This window comes from candidate division KSB1 bacterium (assembly GCA_034521575.1).
Classification (GTDB): Bacteria; Zhuqueibacterota; Zhuqueibacteria; order Residuimicrobiales; family Krinioviventaceae; genus JAXHMJ01.
The window spans coordinates 951449-968920 of record JAXHMJ010000002.1 but is presented as its reverse complement, the minus strand read 5'-3'; the positions used below and the strand labels follow the sequence as shown (position 1 = coordinate 968920).

18 protein-coding genes are annotated in these 17472 nt (G+C 45.9%); 14 read left to right on the top strand and 4 right to left on the bottom strand.

Annotation, left to right across the window (positions count from 1 at the left end; all coding sequences use genetic code 11):
* Positions 1-189: 189 nt before the first annotated feature.
* The 7 genes from U5R06_07325 (at position 190) to U5R06_07295 (ending at position 5806) form a co-directional block, all read left to right on the top strand.
* Positions 190-762, top strand: coding sequence for a molybdopterin-dependent oxidoreductase (locus U5R06_07325; protein MDZ7722616.1), 573 nt, complete (start codon positions 190-192; stop codon positions 760-762).
* A 134-nt stretch (positions 763-896) separates the two neighbouring features.
* The gene (locus U5R06_07320; protein MDZ7722615.1) at positions 897-1028 is read left to right on the top strand and encodes a hypothetical protein; all 132 of its coding nucleotides are present in this window, start codon (positions 897-899) and stop codon (positions 1026-1028) included.
* A gap of 311 nt (positions 1029-1339) precedes the next feature.
* A protein-coding gene (locus tag U5R06_07315) for an IS630 family transposase (GenBank protein ID MDZ7722614.1) occupies positions 1340-2472 on the top strand; the annotation gives its coding sequence in 2 pieces (ribosomal slippage) (positions 1340-1769 and positions 1769-2472; 1134 coding nt in all).
* 46 nt (positions 2473-2518) lie between these two features.
* Positions 2519-3724, top strand: a complete 1206-nt coding sequence (locus tag U5R06_07310; protein MDZ7722613.1) for a cation:proton antiporter — start codon at positions 2519-2521, stop codon at positions 3722-3724.
* Positions 3725-3901: 177 nt separating this feature from the next.
* On the top strand, positions 3902-5038 hold the full coding sequence (locus U5R06_07305; GenBank protein ID MDZ7722612.1) for a saccharopine dehydrogenase C-terminal domain-containing protein: 1137 nt from the start codon (positions 3902-3904) through the stop codon (positions 5036-5038).
* 22 nt (positions 5039-5060) lie between these two features.
* Positions 5061-5585: a family 43 glycosylhydrolase gene (locus tag U5R06_07300; protein ID MDZ7722611.1), complete on the top strand. Its 525-nt coding sequence runs from the start codon at positions 5061-5063 to the stop codon at positions 5583-5585.
* Positions 5582-5806, top strand: coding sequence for a hypothetical protein (locus U5R06_07295; GenBank protein ID MDZ7722610.1), 225 nt, complete (start codon positions 5582-5584; stop codon positions 5804-5806). The genes U5R06_07300 and U5R06_07295 overlap by 4 nt, the downstream gene beginning before the upstream one ends.
* Before the next feature lie 213 nt (positions 5807-6019).
* On the opposite strand, the gene U5R06_07290 is transcribed toward U5R06_07295, so the two are convergent.
* On the bottom strand, positions 6020-8371 hold the full coding sequence (locus tag U5R06_07290; GenBank protein ID MDZ7722609.1) for a carboxypeptidase-like regulatory domain-containing protein: 2352 nt from the start codon (positions 8369-8371) through the stop codon (positions 6020-6022).
* 327 nt (positions 8372-8698) lie between these two features.
* On the opposite strand from U5R06_07290, the gene U5R06_07285 reads away from it, so the two are divergent.
* Genes U5R06_07285 through U5R06_07255 form a run of 7 tightly spaced genes read left to right on the top strand, consistent with a single transcriptional unit; the run spans position 8699 to position 14195 of the window.
* Positions 8699-9184 (top strand): redox-sensing transcriptional repressor Rex, encoded by a 486-nt coding sequence (locus U5R06_07285; GenBank protein ID MDZ7722608.1) that lies wholly within the window; start codon positions 8699-8701, stop codon positions 9182-9184.
* 20 nt (positions 9185-9204) lie between these two features.
* Entirely contained in the window at positions 9205-9342 is a 138-nt protein-coding gene (locus tag U5R06_07280) for a hypothetical protein (GenBank protein ID MDZ7722607.1), read from the top strand.
* On the top strand, positions 9339-9602 hold the full coding sequence (locus U5R06_07275) for a (2Fe-2S) ferredoxin domain-containing protein (GenBank protein ID MDZ7722606.1): 264 nt from the start codon (positions 9339-9341) through the stop codon (positions 9600-9602). The genes U5R06_07280 and U5R06_07275 overlap by 4 nt, the downstream gene beginning before the upstream one ends.
* A 9-nt stretch (positions 9603-9611) precedes the next feature.
* Positions 9612-11336, top strand: coding sequence for a [Fe-Fe] hydrogenase large subunit C-terminal domain-containing protein (locus U5R06_07270; GenBank protein MDZ7722605.1), 1725 nt, complete (start codon positions 9612-9614; stop codon positions 11334-11336).
* A 1-nt stretch (position 11337) separates the two neighbouring features.
* On the top strand, positions 11338-12516 hold the full coding sequence (locus tag U5R06_07265; GenBank protein ID MDZ7722604.1) for a SpoIIE family protein phosphatase: 1179 nt from the start codon (positions 11338-11340) through the stop codon (positions 12514-12516).
* A gap of 9 nt (positions 12517-12525) precedes the next feature.
* Positions 12526-12777, top strand: a complete 252-nt coding sequence (locus tag U5R06_07260) for a (2Fe-2S) ferredoxin domain-containing protein (protein ID MDZ7722603.1) — start codon at positions 12526-12528, stop codon at positions 12775-12777.
* Positions 12774-14195: a 4Fe-4S dicluster domain-containing protein gene (locus U5R06_07255; protein MDZ7722602.1), complete on the top strand. Its 1422-nt coding sequence runs from the start codon at positions 12774-12776 to the stop codon at positions 14193-14195. Before U5R06_07260 ends, U5R06_07255 begins: the two co-directional genes overlap by 4 nt.
* Before the next feature lie 49 nt (positions 14196-14244).
* Here U5R06_07255 and U5R06_07250 read toward each other — a convergent pair whose 3' ends face one another.
* The 3 genes from U5R06_07250 to U5R06_07240 all read right to left on the bottom strand — a co-directional run bounded on the left by U5R06_07250 (position 14245) and on the right by U5R06_07240 (position 17463).
* Positions 14245-15336, bottom strand: coding sequence for a FlgD immunoglobulin-like domain containing protein (locus tag U5R06_07250; protein MDZ7722601.1), 1092 nt, complete (start codon positions 15334-15336; stop codon positions 14245-14247).
* A gap of 180 nt (positions 15337-15516) precedes the next feature.
* Positions 15517-15876 (bottom strand): response regulator, encoded by a 360-nt coding sequence (locus tag U5R06_07245; protein MDZ7722600.1) that lies wholly within the window; start codon positions 15874-15876, stop codon positions 15517-15519.
* A 216-nt stretch (positions 15877-16092) separates the two neighbouring features.
* Positions 16093-17463 carry a sigma-54 dependent transcriptional regulator gene (locus U5R06_07240; protein ID MDZ7722599.1) on the bottom strand — a complete coding sequence of 457 codons (1371 nt, stop codon included), beginning with the start codon at positions 17461-17463 and terminating at the stop codon, positions 16093-16095.
* Positions 17464-17472: the final 9 nt, after the last annotated feature.

Sequence of the window (17472 nt, the reverse complement as noted above, 5' to 3'; positions counted from 1 at the left end):
ATCGTTCCGTTGTGACCCCCATACCTTCAGTTTATCAAGCCGGGCAATGGGCTTACAGTCCTGCCGGTGTCCCCATGTCGATTCTTACGGGTAAATTATCCGCGGACCGGATTCTCAAAACCTGAGGTTCTGTTTATTTCGCAGGTATTGTATATTCATGGTTCAATAAATAAAAGAATTGTTTTCTTTATGGCCGGATTTTATCCCGCCGAAGAGGCCGATACGCAGCATGTTCGGGGAACCGGATTTCGATGCGGATACCTTGCAACTCAGAATGTCCGGTTTGGTGGATTCCGCCTACGCCTTGAGCTGGTCGGATATCCGGAAGCTTTCTGCTGTCACAACAGATACCATGATTATGTACTGTGTGGAAGGCTGGCAGGTCTGGGTGTCTGGAAAGGTGTACTGGTTCAGGACCTCTTGCAACAGGCAGGCCTGCATCCCAATGCCGCATATCTGAATTTTGAGTGCGTTGACGGTTTCAAATCAGTGATATCGCTCTCATACGCGCAAAAATACGATGCCATGCTCGCCTATGAGGTCAACGGTGAACCACTGCAGGATCATGACGGATTCCCGCTGCGCCTGATTGCGTTTGGCAAATACGGGTACAAATGGGCAAAATGGGTCAATAAAATCTATGTACTGAGTTTCAATCAGGTTGCCAGCTGGCCGTCGGATGACTGGCTGGATCCCGGTGATGTGCCTGTTGAATGGCGGCGTCCGTTCGAGGGAGAGGATGTGGAACCGCTGGAGTATTAGTGGTGAGCCGGGATATGTTGATTTGAGTAAAAGTTGAAAAAAGTTTGAGTTTCAGAGTTAAAGTGTTCAATATTCACTTTTTAAAAAATTGACAATCATCATTATATTCTGATATCCGTGTACGGATCTGCCAAATGGCCGCAAGGTATGCGCTGGTGTGGGTGCCGGAGATGCAGGCGTATTGGTATACCTTGTTCTTGATCATAAATATCGGGTACTGCGAACAGAAACGATCTATTATCATTCCTGTGGTTATGCCAGGGTAATCAATAAAAGGAAAAAGAGTGAAAACAAAATCCTGTTCGAATATCATGATTATCGTGGGGACAATGATGTTGCCTTTATATAATTTAAATCAGCCTGATGAGGGCCTGAATATCAGCGAATTGAAGAAATAACCGGAATATATGGAAATCAATCAGCATTGTGGAATGTTATTCATTAATAGACTCAGTGAGCTTTCGCAAGAATGACATGCGATAAATGCTGTCGATCTAACTAGTGTCATGTCACACTTGTAATGTCGTAAAATAATTTGTATATTAACTCCATCAACGAATTGATTGATGGAGGTGATATGAAAAAGTACAAAGTAACTCTAACTCAAGAAGAGCGTCAAAAGTTGATTTCAATAACACAGAAGGGCAAGCATCGATCGCAAAAGGTTCTAAACGCTCTCATACTGTTAAACTGTGATGAAGGTGACTATCAAGACAAACCATTAAAGAACAAGGATGTTGCCAGCGTCTTAAAAATCAGTATGCGCAAAATCGATCGTGTCAAAAAATGTTTTGTTGAACAAGGCCTCGATATTGCATTAAATGGTACCAAAGGGCAACGCGCTTACGAAAGAAAAGCTGATGGAGATTTTGAAGCCCATTTAATTGCTTTAAGTTGCAGTGAACCTCCTGAAGGCTTTTCGCGATGGTCGCTCCGGCTGCTTGCTGATAAGGTTGTTGAGTTAAATTATGTTGACGATATCTCACATGAGACCATTCGTCGCGTACTAAAAAAAACGAAATCAAGCCGTGGCGCAAAAAGGGGTGGGTAATTCCACCTAAGCAGAACAGCGATTTTGTCGCCAACATGGAAATCGTTCTTGATATTTACAAAAAGTCATACAACAAAGAGTTTCCAGTTGTTTGCATGGACGAATCTCCTAAACAATTGATAAAAGAAACGCGTTTGCCCATAGCGGCCTCTGCAGGAAGTATTGCAAAGTATGATTATGAATACGAACGCTGTGGAGTCTGCAATATTTTTCTCGCCAATGAGCCATTATCAGGTAAACGGTTTATCGAGGTTACAACAAAAAAAACCAAAACAGATTGGGCTCGCTTTGTAGAAACAATCGCCAACCACTACTCAAAAGCCAAAAGGATAACCCTGGTTATGGATAACTATGGTACACATAAGCCAGGTTCGCTGTATGAAGCATTCGCACCAGAAAAGGCAAAACAGTTGCTCGATAGATTTCAATTTATCTTTACTCCAAAGCATGGTAGCTGGTTAAATATGGCAGAAATTGAATTAAATGTTTTAAATGGTCAATGCCTAAACAGGAGAATCGACAACATATCTACCGTGATCCGAGAATGCTATGCTTGGGAAAATCACCGGAATCAAATGAATGCAAAAATTAATTGGCAATTTACAACAAAGGATTCTCGCATAAAACTCAAGCGTCTTTACCCGACACTACAGATGTGACATGACACTAGATGAAAAGTGATCGGTTATGACTTCTATTCTGATATTGGGTATTATTTTATTCACCGGTTTTATTGTAGGTGAAATCTGTTCTCGAACGGGACTCCCCAAGGTAACAGGTTATATTTTGGCGGGATTGATCCTGAATCCCGGTATTACACATTTCATTCCCGCTTCATTTGTCGAGCATACCGGTTTGGTAACCAATGTTGCATTATCATTCATCACCTTTTCTGTCGGCGGCACATTGCTGTATTCCCTAGTTCGGAAAATGGGTAAATCGATTCTTTATATCGTACCTTTTGAAGCAGAGTTTGCGTACCTGTTTGTGGCGGTCTCTTTTATTGTTCTCGCCCCTATCATGAACTCTTCCGAGCACAGCATGTTGACGTTTTTTGTTCCCCTTGGTTTACTACTGGCCTCGCTTGCTTCGCCGACAGACCCGTCTGCTACATTGTCGGTTGAACATGAGTATCATGCAAAAGGTGAAGTGACGTCTACCATCATGGGAGTCGCTGCATTTGATGATATTCTTGGTATCATCAATTTTAGCCTGGCTGTCTCTGTCGTCAATATAATTACAGCGCATCAGCCTTTTAGTATTCACTTGATTTTAGAGCCAGCACTTCGGATACTGCTGTCTATTATGGGGGGAGGATTGTTTGGTATACTCTTAAATATTTTAACAAAAATCATCCAAAAAGAAACAGAAGGCGTCCTGATTACACTCATTGCAAGCCTGCTTGCTCTGTGTTACGGATTCGCCGGACTGCTGGGTGCAGATGAGCTTTTGTCCACTATGGTCATGGGGATTGTGGTAGTAAATTATAATTTTAAAAAGGAGAAAATTTTCAGGATCCTGGAAAGATATACTGAAGAATTAATATTTGTTCTTTTTTTTACAATCAGTTCAATGCATCTTGATTTCTCCATATTGATAGGCAATTACTTGTTGATTCTGATGTTTGTTGTTTTTCGTGCGGCTGGGAAATATTGCGGTACATTTCTGGGAGGAAAACTGTCGCAATCGTCTCCAAAGGTTCAAAAATATGCAGCCGGTGGTCTGATTCCTCAGGGTGGTATTGTCATCGGTTTGGCGTTGATTATCAAACAAAATCCGGCGTTTGCATCATTTTCTGATATTATTTTAAACATCGTGATTGGTGCAACGATCATCCATGAAATTATCGGCCCCATCATATCAAAATTTTCACTTGCCAAAGCTGGTGAAATTCATTCTGAAAACGGATAATGATACATGTGGGGAAACAAACGAAAAAAATGTTTTGCGATGAATGCATGACTCGTATATTGTATAGGGTTGATGGAAAAATATCTGTTTACACTGCTGATCGAATATTCCGGTCTATGCGGAGCATTAAAGATTGCTGGAGTTAGAATAATCTGAACTTTTCCCCAAGAGGACTTTATGAACATAACAATTCTGGGCGCGGGTATGGTAGGCCGGGCAATTGTCAAAGACCTTGCAGCGGATGTAAATAACCATGTAACCGCTGTTGACCATAACCGGAACAATCTTGACAAGCTTGGAACAGATACCTCCATCACTGTTGAACAGGCAGATATTTTGAATGATGAGCATGTAAAACAACTGCTCGATGACAGCCGTCTGGTCATCAATGCACTGCCGGGATCTATCGGATTCAAGGTCTTGCATCAGATCATCTCACAGGGCAAAGATGTGGTGGACATATCGTTTTTTGAGCAGGATGCGTTTGAACTGGACAAACTCGCCAAATCCAGGGGAGTGACGGCAGTGGTCGACTGCGGTGTTGCGCCGGGTCTGTGCAATATTCTGGCCGGACATGTGCACAGTCTTTTGGATGAGACGCATCGGTATATCTGTTATGTCGGTGGACTGCCCAAAAAACGCATAGGGCCGTTTGAATACAAGGCACCGTTCTCGCCTTCAGATGTGCTGCAGGAGTATATTCGTCCCGCACGCTTTATTGAAAACGGCAAACCGGTGGTCAAACCGGCTTTATCAGACCTGGAATTGATTGATTTTGAAGAGGTGGGGACTCTCGAAGCGTTCAACACTGACGGCCTGCGTACGCTGCAACATACACTGAACATTGCGAACATGTGTGAAAAAACCCTGCGCTATCCGGGCCACGCCGAACTCATGCAGGTTTTTAAAGAAAGCGGCTTTTTCGATGCTGATCCTGTCGAGGTTGACGGAGCAAATGTGAGCCCGCGCTCTCTGACCTCAAAGCTGCTGTTTGATCAATGGTATCTACATGATGATGAACCGGAATTTACTGTAATGCAGGTGATACTCGAAGGGATTGAGGATAAAACAAATAAACGTTACAGCTATTACTTGTATGACGAGTATGATCTGAAAAACTGTGTGTCTTCTATGGCCAGAACCACGGGGTATACATGCGCGATTGTTGCTCGTCAGATTTTAAATGGACTATATACTCTAAAAGGAATTTCTCCGCCGGAATTTCTCGGCCGGAATACTGCATGTTATCAGGACCTTTTATCAAAGTATAAAAAGCGCAACATTAACCTGACCGAATCTATTCTGATCCTATAAAGATATGATATACGGAATTAAAGTGGATTATAAAAATAATTTCTCGTTTATCGGCGAACCTGCCGAACTTGTACATGCCAATCCGAACCAGTACGGCTGGGAGGTGCCGGGTGATACGAACCGCTTAACCGGCCAGGCGCCCTGGATTGAAGGCGCCTGGATGAATAAACACAACGGCATTTATTATCTGCAGTATTCAGGACCGGGTACCGAGTATAAAAGCTACTGCGACGCGGTTTACACCTCAGAAAATCCTCTCGGACTGTTTCAGCCGCAGGCGCACAATCCCTTTGCTTACAAACCGGAAGGATTTGCTGCCGGCGCCGGACATGCAAGTACGTTTCATGATGAATACGGCAATCTCTGGCATATGGGCACCATTACAATTTCCCAAAAACATATGTTTGAACGCCGACTGGGACTCTATCCTGCCTTTTTTGATGCAGAAGGAACATTGTACTCGATAACAAAATATGCTGATTATCCCCTGATCCTGCCGAAACAGGCGAGTCTGATGAATTTGTGGTTTTGGATCTGGAAAAAATGAACGATGTGTGTGCTGTACAGATCAATTTCGCCGAACATTATTCTAACATATTCGGACGTCAGAAGGGACTCTCGCATCGATATATGGTTTATCAGGATACCATATTGAGCATCAACAGTCTGAATGCTGAAATCATATACTATTTTACAATAGAGGCATTTAATGAGAATGGCCGCACGGACAGCGGGATTTTACTGCAGGCAAGGTCAGATTGTCAATGAAATATCGAATCCCGATCATGAAACAGCCTCCCCGCTGCAAATACCGAATTTAGGTATGGATTAACATAAAGTTAAAAACAGTCGAGGAGGCTAAAATCAACGCATTGTAAAATAGTAATAAAAATTAAAACAACAAATTGTTTTTTGACGTGAACAGTCAGGCACACCGTTGCAATAATATGTTAATAATTTACGGATAGTATTTTGAAAATTTTAAAAATAAATCCGATACTGCATCATCGGGAACACACCCAATTGATAATTGGTCTTGATCGTACCCGTATCCTCATCAAAATAATACATCAGCACATTGTCGTGATTGGTCACATTTTCCACATAAAACATCCATTCCTGGGTAATATGTTTGGAACTCTGACGATACCCGATTTTGATATCGGTTTTGAAATAATTGGGAAACTGTTTGCTGAATGCTTTTTCCTTAATCGTGGTCATGTCGCCGGTGCGTCTGGATGCTTCCAGATCGATGGGCGTGTAACGGTTGCCGCCCGCCCAGGCAATTTTGGTGTCAAAAAATAATGTGTGTTTCTGGCTCAGGCGGAATTCCTTGCCGATGAGAACATTGGTGACAAAATTATTGTTAAAATGTGTATCACGGGTGATCTCGTCACTGCCCTGATAACGGGAATCAAACAATGAACCGGTAAACAAATAGTACAATCCGTTGTCAAGAAATCGTTCCAGCGTAACTTCCAGACCGGTGTTGCGCGCGGTACCCTGATTGATCATATTGTCGTGCAGATTGATATTAAACTCGGATCCGGTGTTGATCAGGCTGTACGACGAGGGCGTGCGTTCCACGGGGATATCGTACAGCGATTGTAGATAAGCTTCCACTTTGAGACGAAGGTGTTCCGACAGACGTTTGTCATATCCCAGCACCAGGTGATGCGCCCGGGTATAGTCCAGATCCCGGTTCATGGGAGTGGGGTTCCCATCTTCACTGTCAAAGAAATAATAGGTGAGCAGCTGCTGGCGGCGCGAATGCAGCCCGTAGGCCAATGACAATTTGTCTGTTGCCGAAAGCGACTGTGATATTCCGATTCGGGGTTCGAGGGAACGGCTGCTGTTCAGTGTGAAATAAGAGGCATTCAGCCCTGCATTTATTACAGTCGCCTTGGTGAATTTATACTGCCATTGGCTGTACGCCTGCCAGTATCCCGGGCCTGCCTCGAGATCAATCCGGTCCTTGAAATAAGAATAAAACCGTTCATCATCGAAATCGTAATAGCGTCCGTCAAGATTTACCGCCAGACGGTCATAGCTCAGGCCGCTTTCAGAAGAGAGGCGGCTGCTGTGCTTTTTGTTAAAAGCATAGCTCAGGGACAGACGCGATTCAATATAATCATCATTTAGGGAGCGCTGACGTCCGGACTGCTTGAGATCAAAAATGTCCGTCCAGCTGTGCTGATACAATCCGGAAACCTGCAGCCGCGAGCTGGTGTTTTTATTGTGGAAATATGTGTAGGAGAGACCGGCTACAGCCAAACTCGAGCCGTTATACAGATCCTGCCCACCCGGCGAATAGAGGTTATCGCCGTCGCGTTTGCTGTCCAGGATACTGATCCCGCTGGTGCCCCAGAGTCCAAACAGGTCCCAAACACCGTTCTGTGTCGGGAATACCAAATGCAGTGTGAGGTCCTGGTATTCGGGCACACCGCCGGTTCCCATGTCCACCCCCAGCTTGTCCATCACATCCAGGGTTGAATAGCGGTAATTGAGCAGAAACGAGCTGCGGCTGTTTTTTGAAAACGGACCTTCGGCGCCGAATTCGAATCCGTTGAATCCGACCTGACCCAGAAATTCATACTGTTCATTGTTGCCGTTGCGCAGACTCAGATCAAATACACCGGACATGGCATTGCCATACTCGGCCGGAAATGCGCCGGTGAAAAAATCAGAGTTGTTCAACGTATTGTTGTTCAACATACCAACAGGACCGCCGGTGGTGCCTTCCATGGCAAAGTGATTGGGATTGGGAATGTCGACGCCGTTCAGACGCCAGAGCAGCATGGAGGGTGTGTTGCCGCGGATCACAATGTCATTTCGAGCGTCGTTGCTGAACGCCACGCCGGCGTAATTGCTGGCCATGCGCGCCACATCTCCGCGGCTTCCGGCATATTTTTCTGTTTCCTCCACGGAAAACTGCCGGGCGCTCACGGTCGCCATTTCATTAATGGGTGTAAATTCGAGATCCGCCTTGACACTGATCTCATCCAGTTTCAGGATGTTTTCCAGCATTTGAATATTCAGCACAACCTCTTTACCCGGATGCACCAGGATATTGCGGAGCACGACCGGAGTGTATCCCATATACATTGCTTTGAGAGTAACGCGGCCTGTGGGTGCGTTTTCAATATTGAATCTGCCGTTCTGATCCGTACTCGCACCCAGAGACCGGCTTGAATCCATGATAATTACATTGGCGGAAGGGAGCGGAGCGTTTGTGGTCTTGTCCGTGACCTGGCCGCGGATGGTCTGGGTAAATGTGTCAGCTTGTGCAAATCCTGTCGTTACCGATAGAATCAATAGTAAAAACAATCGCATAAAATATCCTCTAATTTAAAACAGATGAAAGAAATGAATTGCAAATTTAAAATTATTTTATTAATACGCAAGTCCGGATCCAGGGTTTCATCCATGTTCGGGGATGCTTGAATAGTGTGGAAAATTAAAGTGCTTGTACACCGCAAAGATAAAAATATATTTTTCTAAAACGAGTCATCCAAAGCCGACTTTAGGCTCTTACTTTTTATTATTGATAAATACCATTTAATGTGAATAAAATAACATAAAAAAGCATAAAAAGTATTATAATGTTGACAAAAACACTTTTAATTGCTATATTATGGTGAATAAAAAAGGAAAATCAGCATGATCTATCGAAAAAACCACGTGACTCGCCTGTCAAAGTATAAAATGGTGGTCAAGCGCATGCGCGCTCTGGGCATGAACAAAGTGTTTTCAGAAAACCTGGCAGATGCCCTGGGTTTTACCGCTTCACAGGTGCGAAAGGATTTTTCCATTTTTGGTATTACCGGTCGTAAAAAGGGCGGTTATCAGATTGAGGAGCTGCTGGAAGATTTTGATCGCCTGTTGGGCAAAGAAGAGACCCGGGACGCAGTCATTGTCGGATACGGCAATCTGGGCCGCGCCATGGCCCGGTATCCAGGTTTTGAAAAAGAACGTATCCGTATCAGAGCGGCTTTTGATGTTGATAAAGACAAATTGAACCCGGATGCGCAAGTGCCTGTTTATGCAATGGACAAGCTCTCGGATTTTATCCGGAAACACGACATCAAGCTGGCGATTCTTGCCGTGCCCAATACAGCAGTTCAGGATGTTTTAAACCAGTACTGATTAAAGCCGGGATCACAGGAGTGCTTAATTTTGCGTCTGTGACCCTGCGCGTGCCTGAACACGTGATTGTACACGATATCGATCTGAATGTGGCCATGGAGACACTGACCTTTTATGTGTATTCAGGCTATCGGCATAACCACGGAGCAGCAACATGAGTTCAAAACAGCAACTGAATATAGAGATCTGCATGGGAAGCAGCTGCTTTTCACGCGGAAATCACAAGAGTCTGGAAATGATACAGTCATTTATCGAAAAACAAAATTTACAGGCTGAAATACATCTCAAGGGCTGTTTGTGTCAAAATCAATGCAACAGCGGTCCGATTATCCGTATCAACGGCAAGCTTTATAAAAAAGTAGAGCCGGTGATGGTGGTGGATATTTTAGAGGAATGCAAGTCTGCGTCAAAAAGTTAAAGGAATAGGATGAATCCATATTATCCCATATATACAGAGCAGCCGGAATGTCAGGACTGCTACAAGTGTGTGCGCGCCTGTCCGGTAAAAGCGATCCACATTGAACAGGGCAAGGCTTCGGTGATGGAAGAGCGCTGTGTGCTGTGCGGGCATTGCGTGCAGGTGTGTCCGGTGGGCGCCAAGCGTGTGCGTAATGATATTGGCCGTGTAAAGCGCCTGCTGTCGCAGAAAAAAGCGGTGTATGTATCTTTGGCGCCGTCATTTGTCAGCGAGTTCAGTCATGCCAGGCCGCGGCAAATCATCCGCGCGCTGAAGCAGCTTGGTTTTGCCGGTGTGTCTGAAACAGCGCTTGGCGCACAGGAAGTGTCCGCGCACATGGGTGACCAGTTGAAAAAGAACACCGGAAAAATATACATTTCTTCAGCCTGTCCGACGGTTGTGCAGTATATCAAAAAGTATGTGCCGGAGCTCAGCGACCGGGTCAATGATCTGTTTTCACCGGTGCTGGCGCACGCCGGGATGCTGCGCCGGGAATACGGCGACGATATTGCGGTGGTGTTTATCGGTCCCTGCATCTCAAAAATGCACGAATCGGATGAATATCGTGATCTGCTGAATGTGGCGCTGACCTTTGATACCCTGCGTGCCTGGTTTGATGCTGAAGGCATCAATTTGCAGAACCAGCCTGCTGACGCAAATGACAGCTTTGTGCCGGAACCGGCACAGGAGGGCGCTTTGTATCCCATCGACGGCGGTATGATCGCCGGCATCAAAGCCAATTGTTCGGTCAACGATGCTACGTTTATGTCGTTTTCCGGACTTGGGCACATTAAACAACTGGTCAATGATCTACCGCAGGTACCGCCGGACTCGAATATCTGTCTGGAACTGCTTGCCTGCGCCGGAGGTTGTGTGAATGGTCCGGGGAGCGGTGAAAATCTGGCCACCGCCATGAAACGATACAATTTAATCCAGTACACGTCTTATCCAGAGATGGAAATTCCGCGTCAGCCGACTCTGGATATCCGGAATACCTATCGGTCCGAACCTGTCCGGGAACCCGAATACAGTGAAAAGGATATTCGCGACGCTCTGGCCCGGGTGGGCAAATACAGTACGGATGATGAACTCAACTGCGGCGGCTGCGGGTATGACAGCTGCCGGGAGTTTGCTGCGGCGATGCTCGGCGGTAAAGCGGAACGTGAAATGTGTGTTTCCTATATGCGCCAGCTGGCCAATAAAAAAGCCAATGCGCTGCTGCGCAGTATGCCCTCCGGTGTGGTGATTGTCAATGATCAGTTGCGGATTGTAGAGTGTAACCGCAATTTTGCCCGACTCTTGGGCGAGGAAACCTCCATGGTGTTTGAGGCCAATCCGGGTATGCAGAACGCGCTTCTGGAACGCGTAATTCCGTTCGCAGACTATTTCAAGGCGGTCCTGCAGTCCGGTGAAGATATTGTCAATAAGGACATAAAATACGATAATCATATTTTAAATGTATCCATTTTTTCGATTGAGATGCACCAGATCGTTGGAGCTGTGATTCAGGATGTGACTGCTCCGGCTATGCAGAAAGAACAGATTATCAAACGCACCCGCGATGTGATTGATAAAAACCTGCAGACTGTGCAGAAAGTTGCTTATTTACTGGGTGAAAATGCATCGGAAACCGAAACCATGCTGGATTCGATCGTCCAGTCTTTTTCCGCTGAACGGGTGGAGGGAGATACATAATATGGCGTATGTGGAAGTGGATTATTTTCAGCTGTTCAAGGATCAGCAGCGTGTCGGGGGTGACGCGTTTCTATCGCGCAAGGTCAGAGATGAGAATCGTGTGATCTCGGTATTGTCGGACGGTCTCGGCAGCGGGGTCAAAGCCAATGTGTTGTCAACGTTAACCGCTACGATGGCGCTGAATTACGTGACCAATCACATGGACATTGAAAAGGCGGCGCGGGTGATTATGAAAACACTGCCGGTCTGTAAAACCCGCAAGATCAGTTACTCGACATTCAGCATTGTGGATGTGGAAAAAGACAATCGGGTGCGTATTGTAGAGTACGATAATCCGCCGTTTCTCCTGGTGCGCAACGGCAAAGTCATCGATACGGCCAAGCAGTCGATTAAACTCGACAACAATACGCACACCAAAGAGGATGTGCTCAAATGCGTTGAGTTCAAAGCCCGGCTCGGCGACCGGATTATTCTTTTTTCTGACGGCGTGAGCCAGTCCGGTATGGGTACCCCGGAATTTCCGCTCGGATGGCGCGAGTCGTCGATCCGTCAGTTTGTCTGCGGTATTCTGGAGCGCGAGCCCGAACTATCCGCGCGTGATCTGTCGCGCCGTATTGTGCAGAAAGCATACACGCATAATTATAATGCAGCCTGGGACGACATTACCTGCGGCGTGATCAATGTACGCCAGCCGCGTGAACTGCTGATCATGACCGGACCGCCGATACACAAAGAACGCGATCAAGAGATGGCCGAAATCTTTGAATTGTTCACAGGCGAGAAAATCCTGTGCGGCGGCACCACGGCAAACATTATCAGCCGCGAACTCGGGCGTCCGATTGATGTGGATTTGAGTCATATTCATCTGGATGTGCCGCCCACTTCAAACATGCAGGGCGCCTCTCTGGTGACAGAAGGGACAATTACTCTCGGAAAAGTTGTGGAAATTCTGGAGAGCGGACTGAATCCGGATAGCATGAAACCCAACGGAGCGGTTCTTCTGGTGCAGCATCTGCTGAATCATGACAAAATCCATTTTTGTGTCGGAACCAAAATCAATGATGCACATCAGGATCCACATGTGCCGGTTGAACTTGAAATCCGGCGCAATATTATTAAACGTATTCAACAAGCGCTTGAAGACAAGCATTTGAAAGAAACAACACTGCAATTTATTTAGGAGTTGAATATGATCAAGGTCGAGATCTGTACAGGAACAACCTGTTTTGTCATGGGCGGAGCGGAATTGCTTATGCTGGAAGAAAGTCTTCCAGAATCTCTGGCAGACCGGGTGGAGATTCAGGGCACGTCCTGTATGGAACACTGTAAATCCAATCCCGCCGGTGAAGCCCCGTACGCGCGGGTGAATGGTAAATTGATTAAGCAAGCCAGCATACACAACGTGATAACGGAACTCAAACGAATAACAGGTGAAGAATGAACGTACTCAACAACGCGACATTGATTCGACGCGAGCTCATGATTCGTCTCGCCCGCCTGGTTTTACAAGATAAAGTTAAGGATATAGACCGAATTCCTGTTGAAATGTTTCCCCGGCGCGGAAAATCCGTTCGCTGCTGTATTTACAAAGACCGCGCCATGACCAAGTACCGCCTGATGGCGCTGATGGGTCACCGCATGGAAGAGGAACAGGATGAGCTCACACCATTGTGCGAATACGCTGAACAGGCGGAACAGCGGCAGGATATTGAAGCGCCGATATTGACGGTTCTGGATGAAGCCTGCAGCGCCTGTGTGCGCTCCAATTATTACGTCACCGATGCCTGCCGGGGCTGTGTGGCCAGGCCGTGCATGACCAGCTGTAAAAAGAATGCCATCAAAATGCAGGACGGCCGCGCCGTCATTGATCCGGATCTGTGTGTGAATTGCGGTCTCTGCCAAAAAGAATGCCCCTATCATGCCATTATTTATATGCCGGTGCCGTGCGAAGAGGCCTGTCCGGTAGGCGCCATCAGCAAAGATGAGGACGGCAAGGAACAGATTGATTATGACAAATGTACGTTTTGCGGCAAATGCATGCGAGCCTGTCCATTCGGCGCCATCATGGAGCGGTCGCAGATGATTGATGTGCTTAAACGACTCAAACAGAAAAAGCCCATGACGGCTATGGTCGCTCCGGCGATCATCGGACAGTTTTCGGCAGAACTGGGACAGATGGTGACTGCTTTGCGGGAGCTTGGGTTTGATCATGTTATCGAAGTTGCCTATGGCGCTGATATGACTGCTGCGCACGAAAGCGAGGAATTTTCCGAACGCATGCAGAATGGTGCACATTTTATGACGACATCCTGTTGTCCCGCGTTTACTGAAACCGTGAACAAACATTTACCGGAACTGGAGCCGTTTATTTCAGATACACCGACGCCCATGCATTATACGGCCGAAAAAGCGCGTGAACATTGGCCGGATTCGCAGACCATATTTATCGGTCCCTGTGTGGCCAAACGGCATGAAGCGCTGGATGATGAGCAGGTTGATCTGGTGTTGAGTATCGAAGAACTCGGATCCATGTTTGTGGCTGCGGATATTGATGTCCAGCAGTGCGAACCGTCGGCACTGGAAATGCCAGCGCATGCCGAGGGTCGCGGATTTGCCGCGCTCGGCGGTGTCAGCCGGGCCATCGAACATGCTGTAAACGGGCCGGCGGTCAAGAGCGGGCAGGTTGACGGATTGGACAAAAAGCAGGTCAGGGCTCTGAAGCGATATCCGGATTCCTGCGACTGCAATTTTCTCGAGGTTATGGCCTGTGAAGGCGGCTGTATCGCCGGCCCGGCGGTGATCAATAATCCGAAACTGGCCAAACGCAGCCTGGAAAAGTTCCTGAATCAAACAGTTTGAACCTTGGATATACCGAACGCCCCGATAAACCGGGGCGTTCGATTGTGATCTATTTTATTAAAAAACACATTTTGCTGAGGGTACGATCAGGCGTCGATAATCGGTAGATATAACTGCCTGTCGGCAGTATCTGACCGGCGTCATTCCTGCCATCCCATTTGAGCTGATGAAAACCCGCTAGTCTGAGTTCTCCGACAACAAGTGAGCGCACTTTTTTGCCCATAACATTAAAAACATTTAAACTGACTTGAACATCAGCGTCAATACTGAATTGTATGATTGTTTTTTGGTTGAACGGATTGGGATAACTGGACAGAGTACAGGTTTTGGGCAGCCCTGAGGAGCGTTCATTAACCGATGTGCCGCCATATGAATAGACAAATCTTCTCTGGATTTCATACGCCCCGTCTTGCCAATCCTTTACTAATATATTGTCTATGGAGCCGTCAGCGCTATAGTAATACTCGTGCAATTCTATGGGTACCCAATCGTCCCCATCCCATTCCAATTCTTCCAGCGAGAACAACGTGCCGCTCGTAAAAGTATGCACGCTTTTCTGGTTATAGGTCCAGCTTGTACTCGACCCGTCATAATCCTCTTCGGTGATATAATCAATGTCATTTCCCTGATAATGGTACACGCTACGACTGATATCAGCCCATGCTGATCCTGTATTCAGTTGTTGGGTTATCTGCGTGATTTTTCCATCCGCATTATAAGCATAAACTTTTCGGCTTGTGAATAATCCCATTTGAATTAATGCCGGATCACCTTGCTTAACCTCCATCAGCCGGCCGTTCTGATATGTGTTGGCATAGGCCCAATGCACCACTGGCGTCCATTCTCCATCCTCCGGCATTTCCAGTATGAATTCCGTCATATTATCGTGGTCATCGATCGTTGTAAGGGTGCGATTGAGAGCCTTCCAATCCGGCGGAATCCATCCGTATTCGGTTTGAATCGTTTGATTGTTTGATAAATAGTCAAACGTGGTTTTCCCTACTTTATACCATTCCCCGGTGTAATCATAAGCCTGATTCATGATTACAGTGGGTTTAGGTTGCGCCGAGAGCATTTTCGTCATAAGAACCAAGAGAATAAAACCAACCGTTACGATACTGTGTAATTCTTTTTTCATCATTTTCTCCTTTCATCGTGATGAGTCTTGTCAAACGAATTGAAACTTTTTTGTCATACATATTAATTTTTGTGCGAAATAGCTTGTTCAAATTTCTTTCCCGAGATAACTGATGCTTTCAGGATGGATAAATTGCATGAATTACATATCCTGATTTGTTCCAGGGCCTATATCTGTTGACTGTTATAACGCGAGACTGCTTTTAAGTTTGTTTATATTCAATGGTTTTTCCAGAACGACGGCATTGCATTGTTCAAGAGCGGCTATTATATCCTGAGTCAAATCCGATGTGAGTACCAGAATGGTTGTGTCCGGCGCTTTTTGTCTGACAAGCCGGATCAAAGGGATGCCGTCCATGGTTTGAAAACAAAGTTCACAGACAATGACATCAAATCTCTTTATTTCTAATTTTGCGACAGCTTTCATTGGATTTTTTATATGCTGTATCTCGGCAAACATATCTTGCAGAGCATGAGATATCCCGCGCCCCAATGAGGGGTCAGGTTCAATGATGAGAAGGGATTTGTTATTCAGTGTCTGCATGCAATATGACAAGCAAAGGCAGTGCCAGTGTATAAAAACGAATGTAAATATAGTATAAACAATAATATAAAAGAATACTGAGAACAGATGTCTGTTAACCGGGCCTTACACTTGTTTTAGCGCCCTGTTGGTGGACGAAATCAACAAGGTAATCCAAGTCTATGTAAAACAGTATATTAAATAAAAGTGCTGCTATTTAACCCCTTTGGAACAGTGTTAACCGGAGTTAACAGTTATCTTGTATCGTTTTATTTTTTGATGCAGCGCCACACGTGATAAACCAATTTCCTCTGCTGTTTTAGAAATATTTCCCCCGTGTTTCTGCAAATGGAAATACAGATAACGCTGCTCAAATTTGTCGGTGATTTCCTGTAAGGCCGTCTTGATATTCGGCCGTTGCAGGAATTCGTTCCAGTCATTGTGATGATGTGTTTTCACTGAAAACGGCAGATCCAGGGAAGAAACTTTGCTTCCACTGCAAAGAAGCAGCAATCTGCGTGTCAGGTTTTCAAGTTCGCGGATATTGCCGGGCCAGTGATAAGACTGCAGTTCATTCATCGCATCTGCGGTAAGGTTAAAGGCGGGTAAAGAGCGTTTATATCTCTTTATAAAAAACTCGAGTAAAACGGGAATGTCTTCTTTGCGGCTGCGCAGCGGAGGAACGGTGATCTCCATGACATTCATCCGGTAATACAGATCTTCACGGAATGTCTTTTGATGTAGCATTTCTGTCAGGTCGCGGTTGGAAGCTCCGATCACCCGCGCCTGGACTGGTACTTCACTGCTGCTGCCCAACGGATAAATTACATGTTCCTGCAGCACACGCAGTAGTTTGGCTTGCATATGTGCACTCATTTCACTGACTTCATCCAGAAAAAGCGTGCCAGATCCCGCAGTCTGAAAAAAACCGGGTTTATCTGCCATCGCACCCGTAAAAGCACCGCGGCAGTATCCAAACAGCTCACTTTCCAGCAGGTTATCAGGGAGCGCTGCACAATTGACTGCGATAAACGGTGAACCGGCTCTGCTGCTGTTGTTGTGGACCGCGCGAGCTGCCAATTCTTTACCGGTGCCACTTTCACCGTAAATCATGACCGGTATATCAGGATCCCGGGCGATGTGCAGAATCAATTGTTGCAGCTGCTGCATGACACGGCTGTGTCCGATCATGTCCGGGTTTTCGTGTCGTTTTAGACTTGCTCGCAGATTACGGTTTTCTGCCTCTAAATTTATTTTACGCTGAATACGTTTGATTTTTAAATGCAGCTCTTCCAGATCGAGAGGTTTGGTCAGATAATCTTCCGCCCCTCTTTTAATGGCCTCTACTGCATTTTTAACAGTCGCATAAGAGGTAATGATAATAACCGGAATGTGCAATTCCTTTTCAGCGAGTTTGTCCAGTAAATCAATCCCGGTCATTCCGGGCATTTTTAAATCCGAAATGATAACATCGGGTGGATTTTTCCTACAGCGGTTAAATGCCTCTTGTCCGTCAGCTGTGGATGTAACGTCATAGTTTTTATGTTTCATAAAAACAGCAATGCCTTTGCGGATTGCAGTGTCATCTTCTGCTATCAAAATATGCATAATTGGTCC

Coding starts and splice junctions, on each gene's coding strand:
- U5R06_07285 (MDZ7722608.1), top strand. CDS start 8,699: ATGATCTATCGAAAAAACCACGTGACTCGCCTGTCAAAGTATAAAATG.
- U5R06_07260 (MDZ7722603.1), top strand. CDS start 12,526: ATGATCAAGGTCGAGATCTGTACAGGAACAACCTGTTTTGTCATGGGC.
- U5R06_07295 (MDZ7722610.1), top strand. CDS start 5,582: ATGAACGATGTGTGTGCTGTACAGATCAATTTCGCCGAACATTATTCT.
- U5R06_07325 (MDZ7722616.1), top strand. CDS start 190: ATGGCCGGATTTTATCCCGCCGAAGAGGCCGATACGCAGCATGTTCGG.
- U5R06_07275 (MDZ7722606.1), top strand. CDS start 9,339: ATGAGTTCAAAACAGCAACTGAATATAGAGATCTGCATGGGAAGCAGC.
- U5R06_07245 (MDZ7722600.1), bottom strand. CDS start 15,876: ATGCAGACACTGAATAACAAATCCCTTCTCATCATTGAACCTGACCCC.
- U5R06_07255 (MDZ7722602.1), top strand. CDS start 12,774: ATGAACGTACTCAACAACGCGACATTGATTCGACGCGAGCTCATGATT.
- U5R06_07305 (MDZ7722612.1), top strand. CDS start 3,902: ATGAACATAACAATTCTGGGCGCGGGTATGGTAGGCCGGGCAATTGTC.
- U5R06_07250 (MDZ7722601.1), bottom strand. CDS start 15,336: ATGATGAAAAAAGAATTACACAGTATCGTAACGGTTGGTTTTATTCTC.
- U5R06_07320 (MDZ7722615.1), top strand. CDS start 897: ATGGCCGCAAGGTATGCGCTGGTGTGGGTGCCGGAGATGCAGGCGTAT.
- U5R06_07270 (MDZ7722605.1), top strand. CDS start 9,612: ATGAATCCATATTATCCCATATATACAGAGCAGCCGGAATGTCAGGAC.
- U5R06_07265 (MDZ7722604.1), top strand. CDS start 11,338: ATGGCGTATGTGGAAGTGGATTATTTTCAGCTGTTCAAGGATCAGCAG.
- U5R06_07240 (MDZ7722599.1), bottom strand. CDS start 17,463: ATGCATATTTTGATAGCAGAAGATGACACTGCAATCCGCAAAGGCATT.
- U5R06_07290 (MDZ7722609.1), bottom strand. CDS start 8,371: ATGCGATTGTTTTTACTATTGATTCTATCGGTAACGACAGGATTTGCA.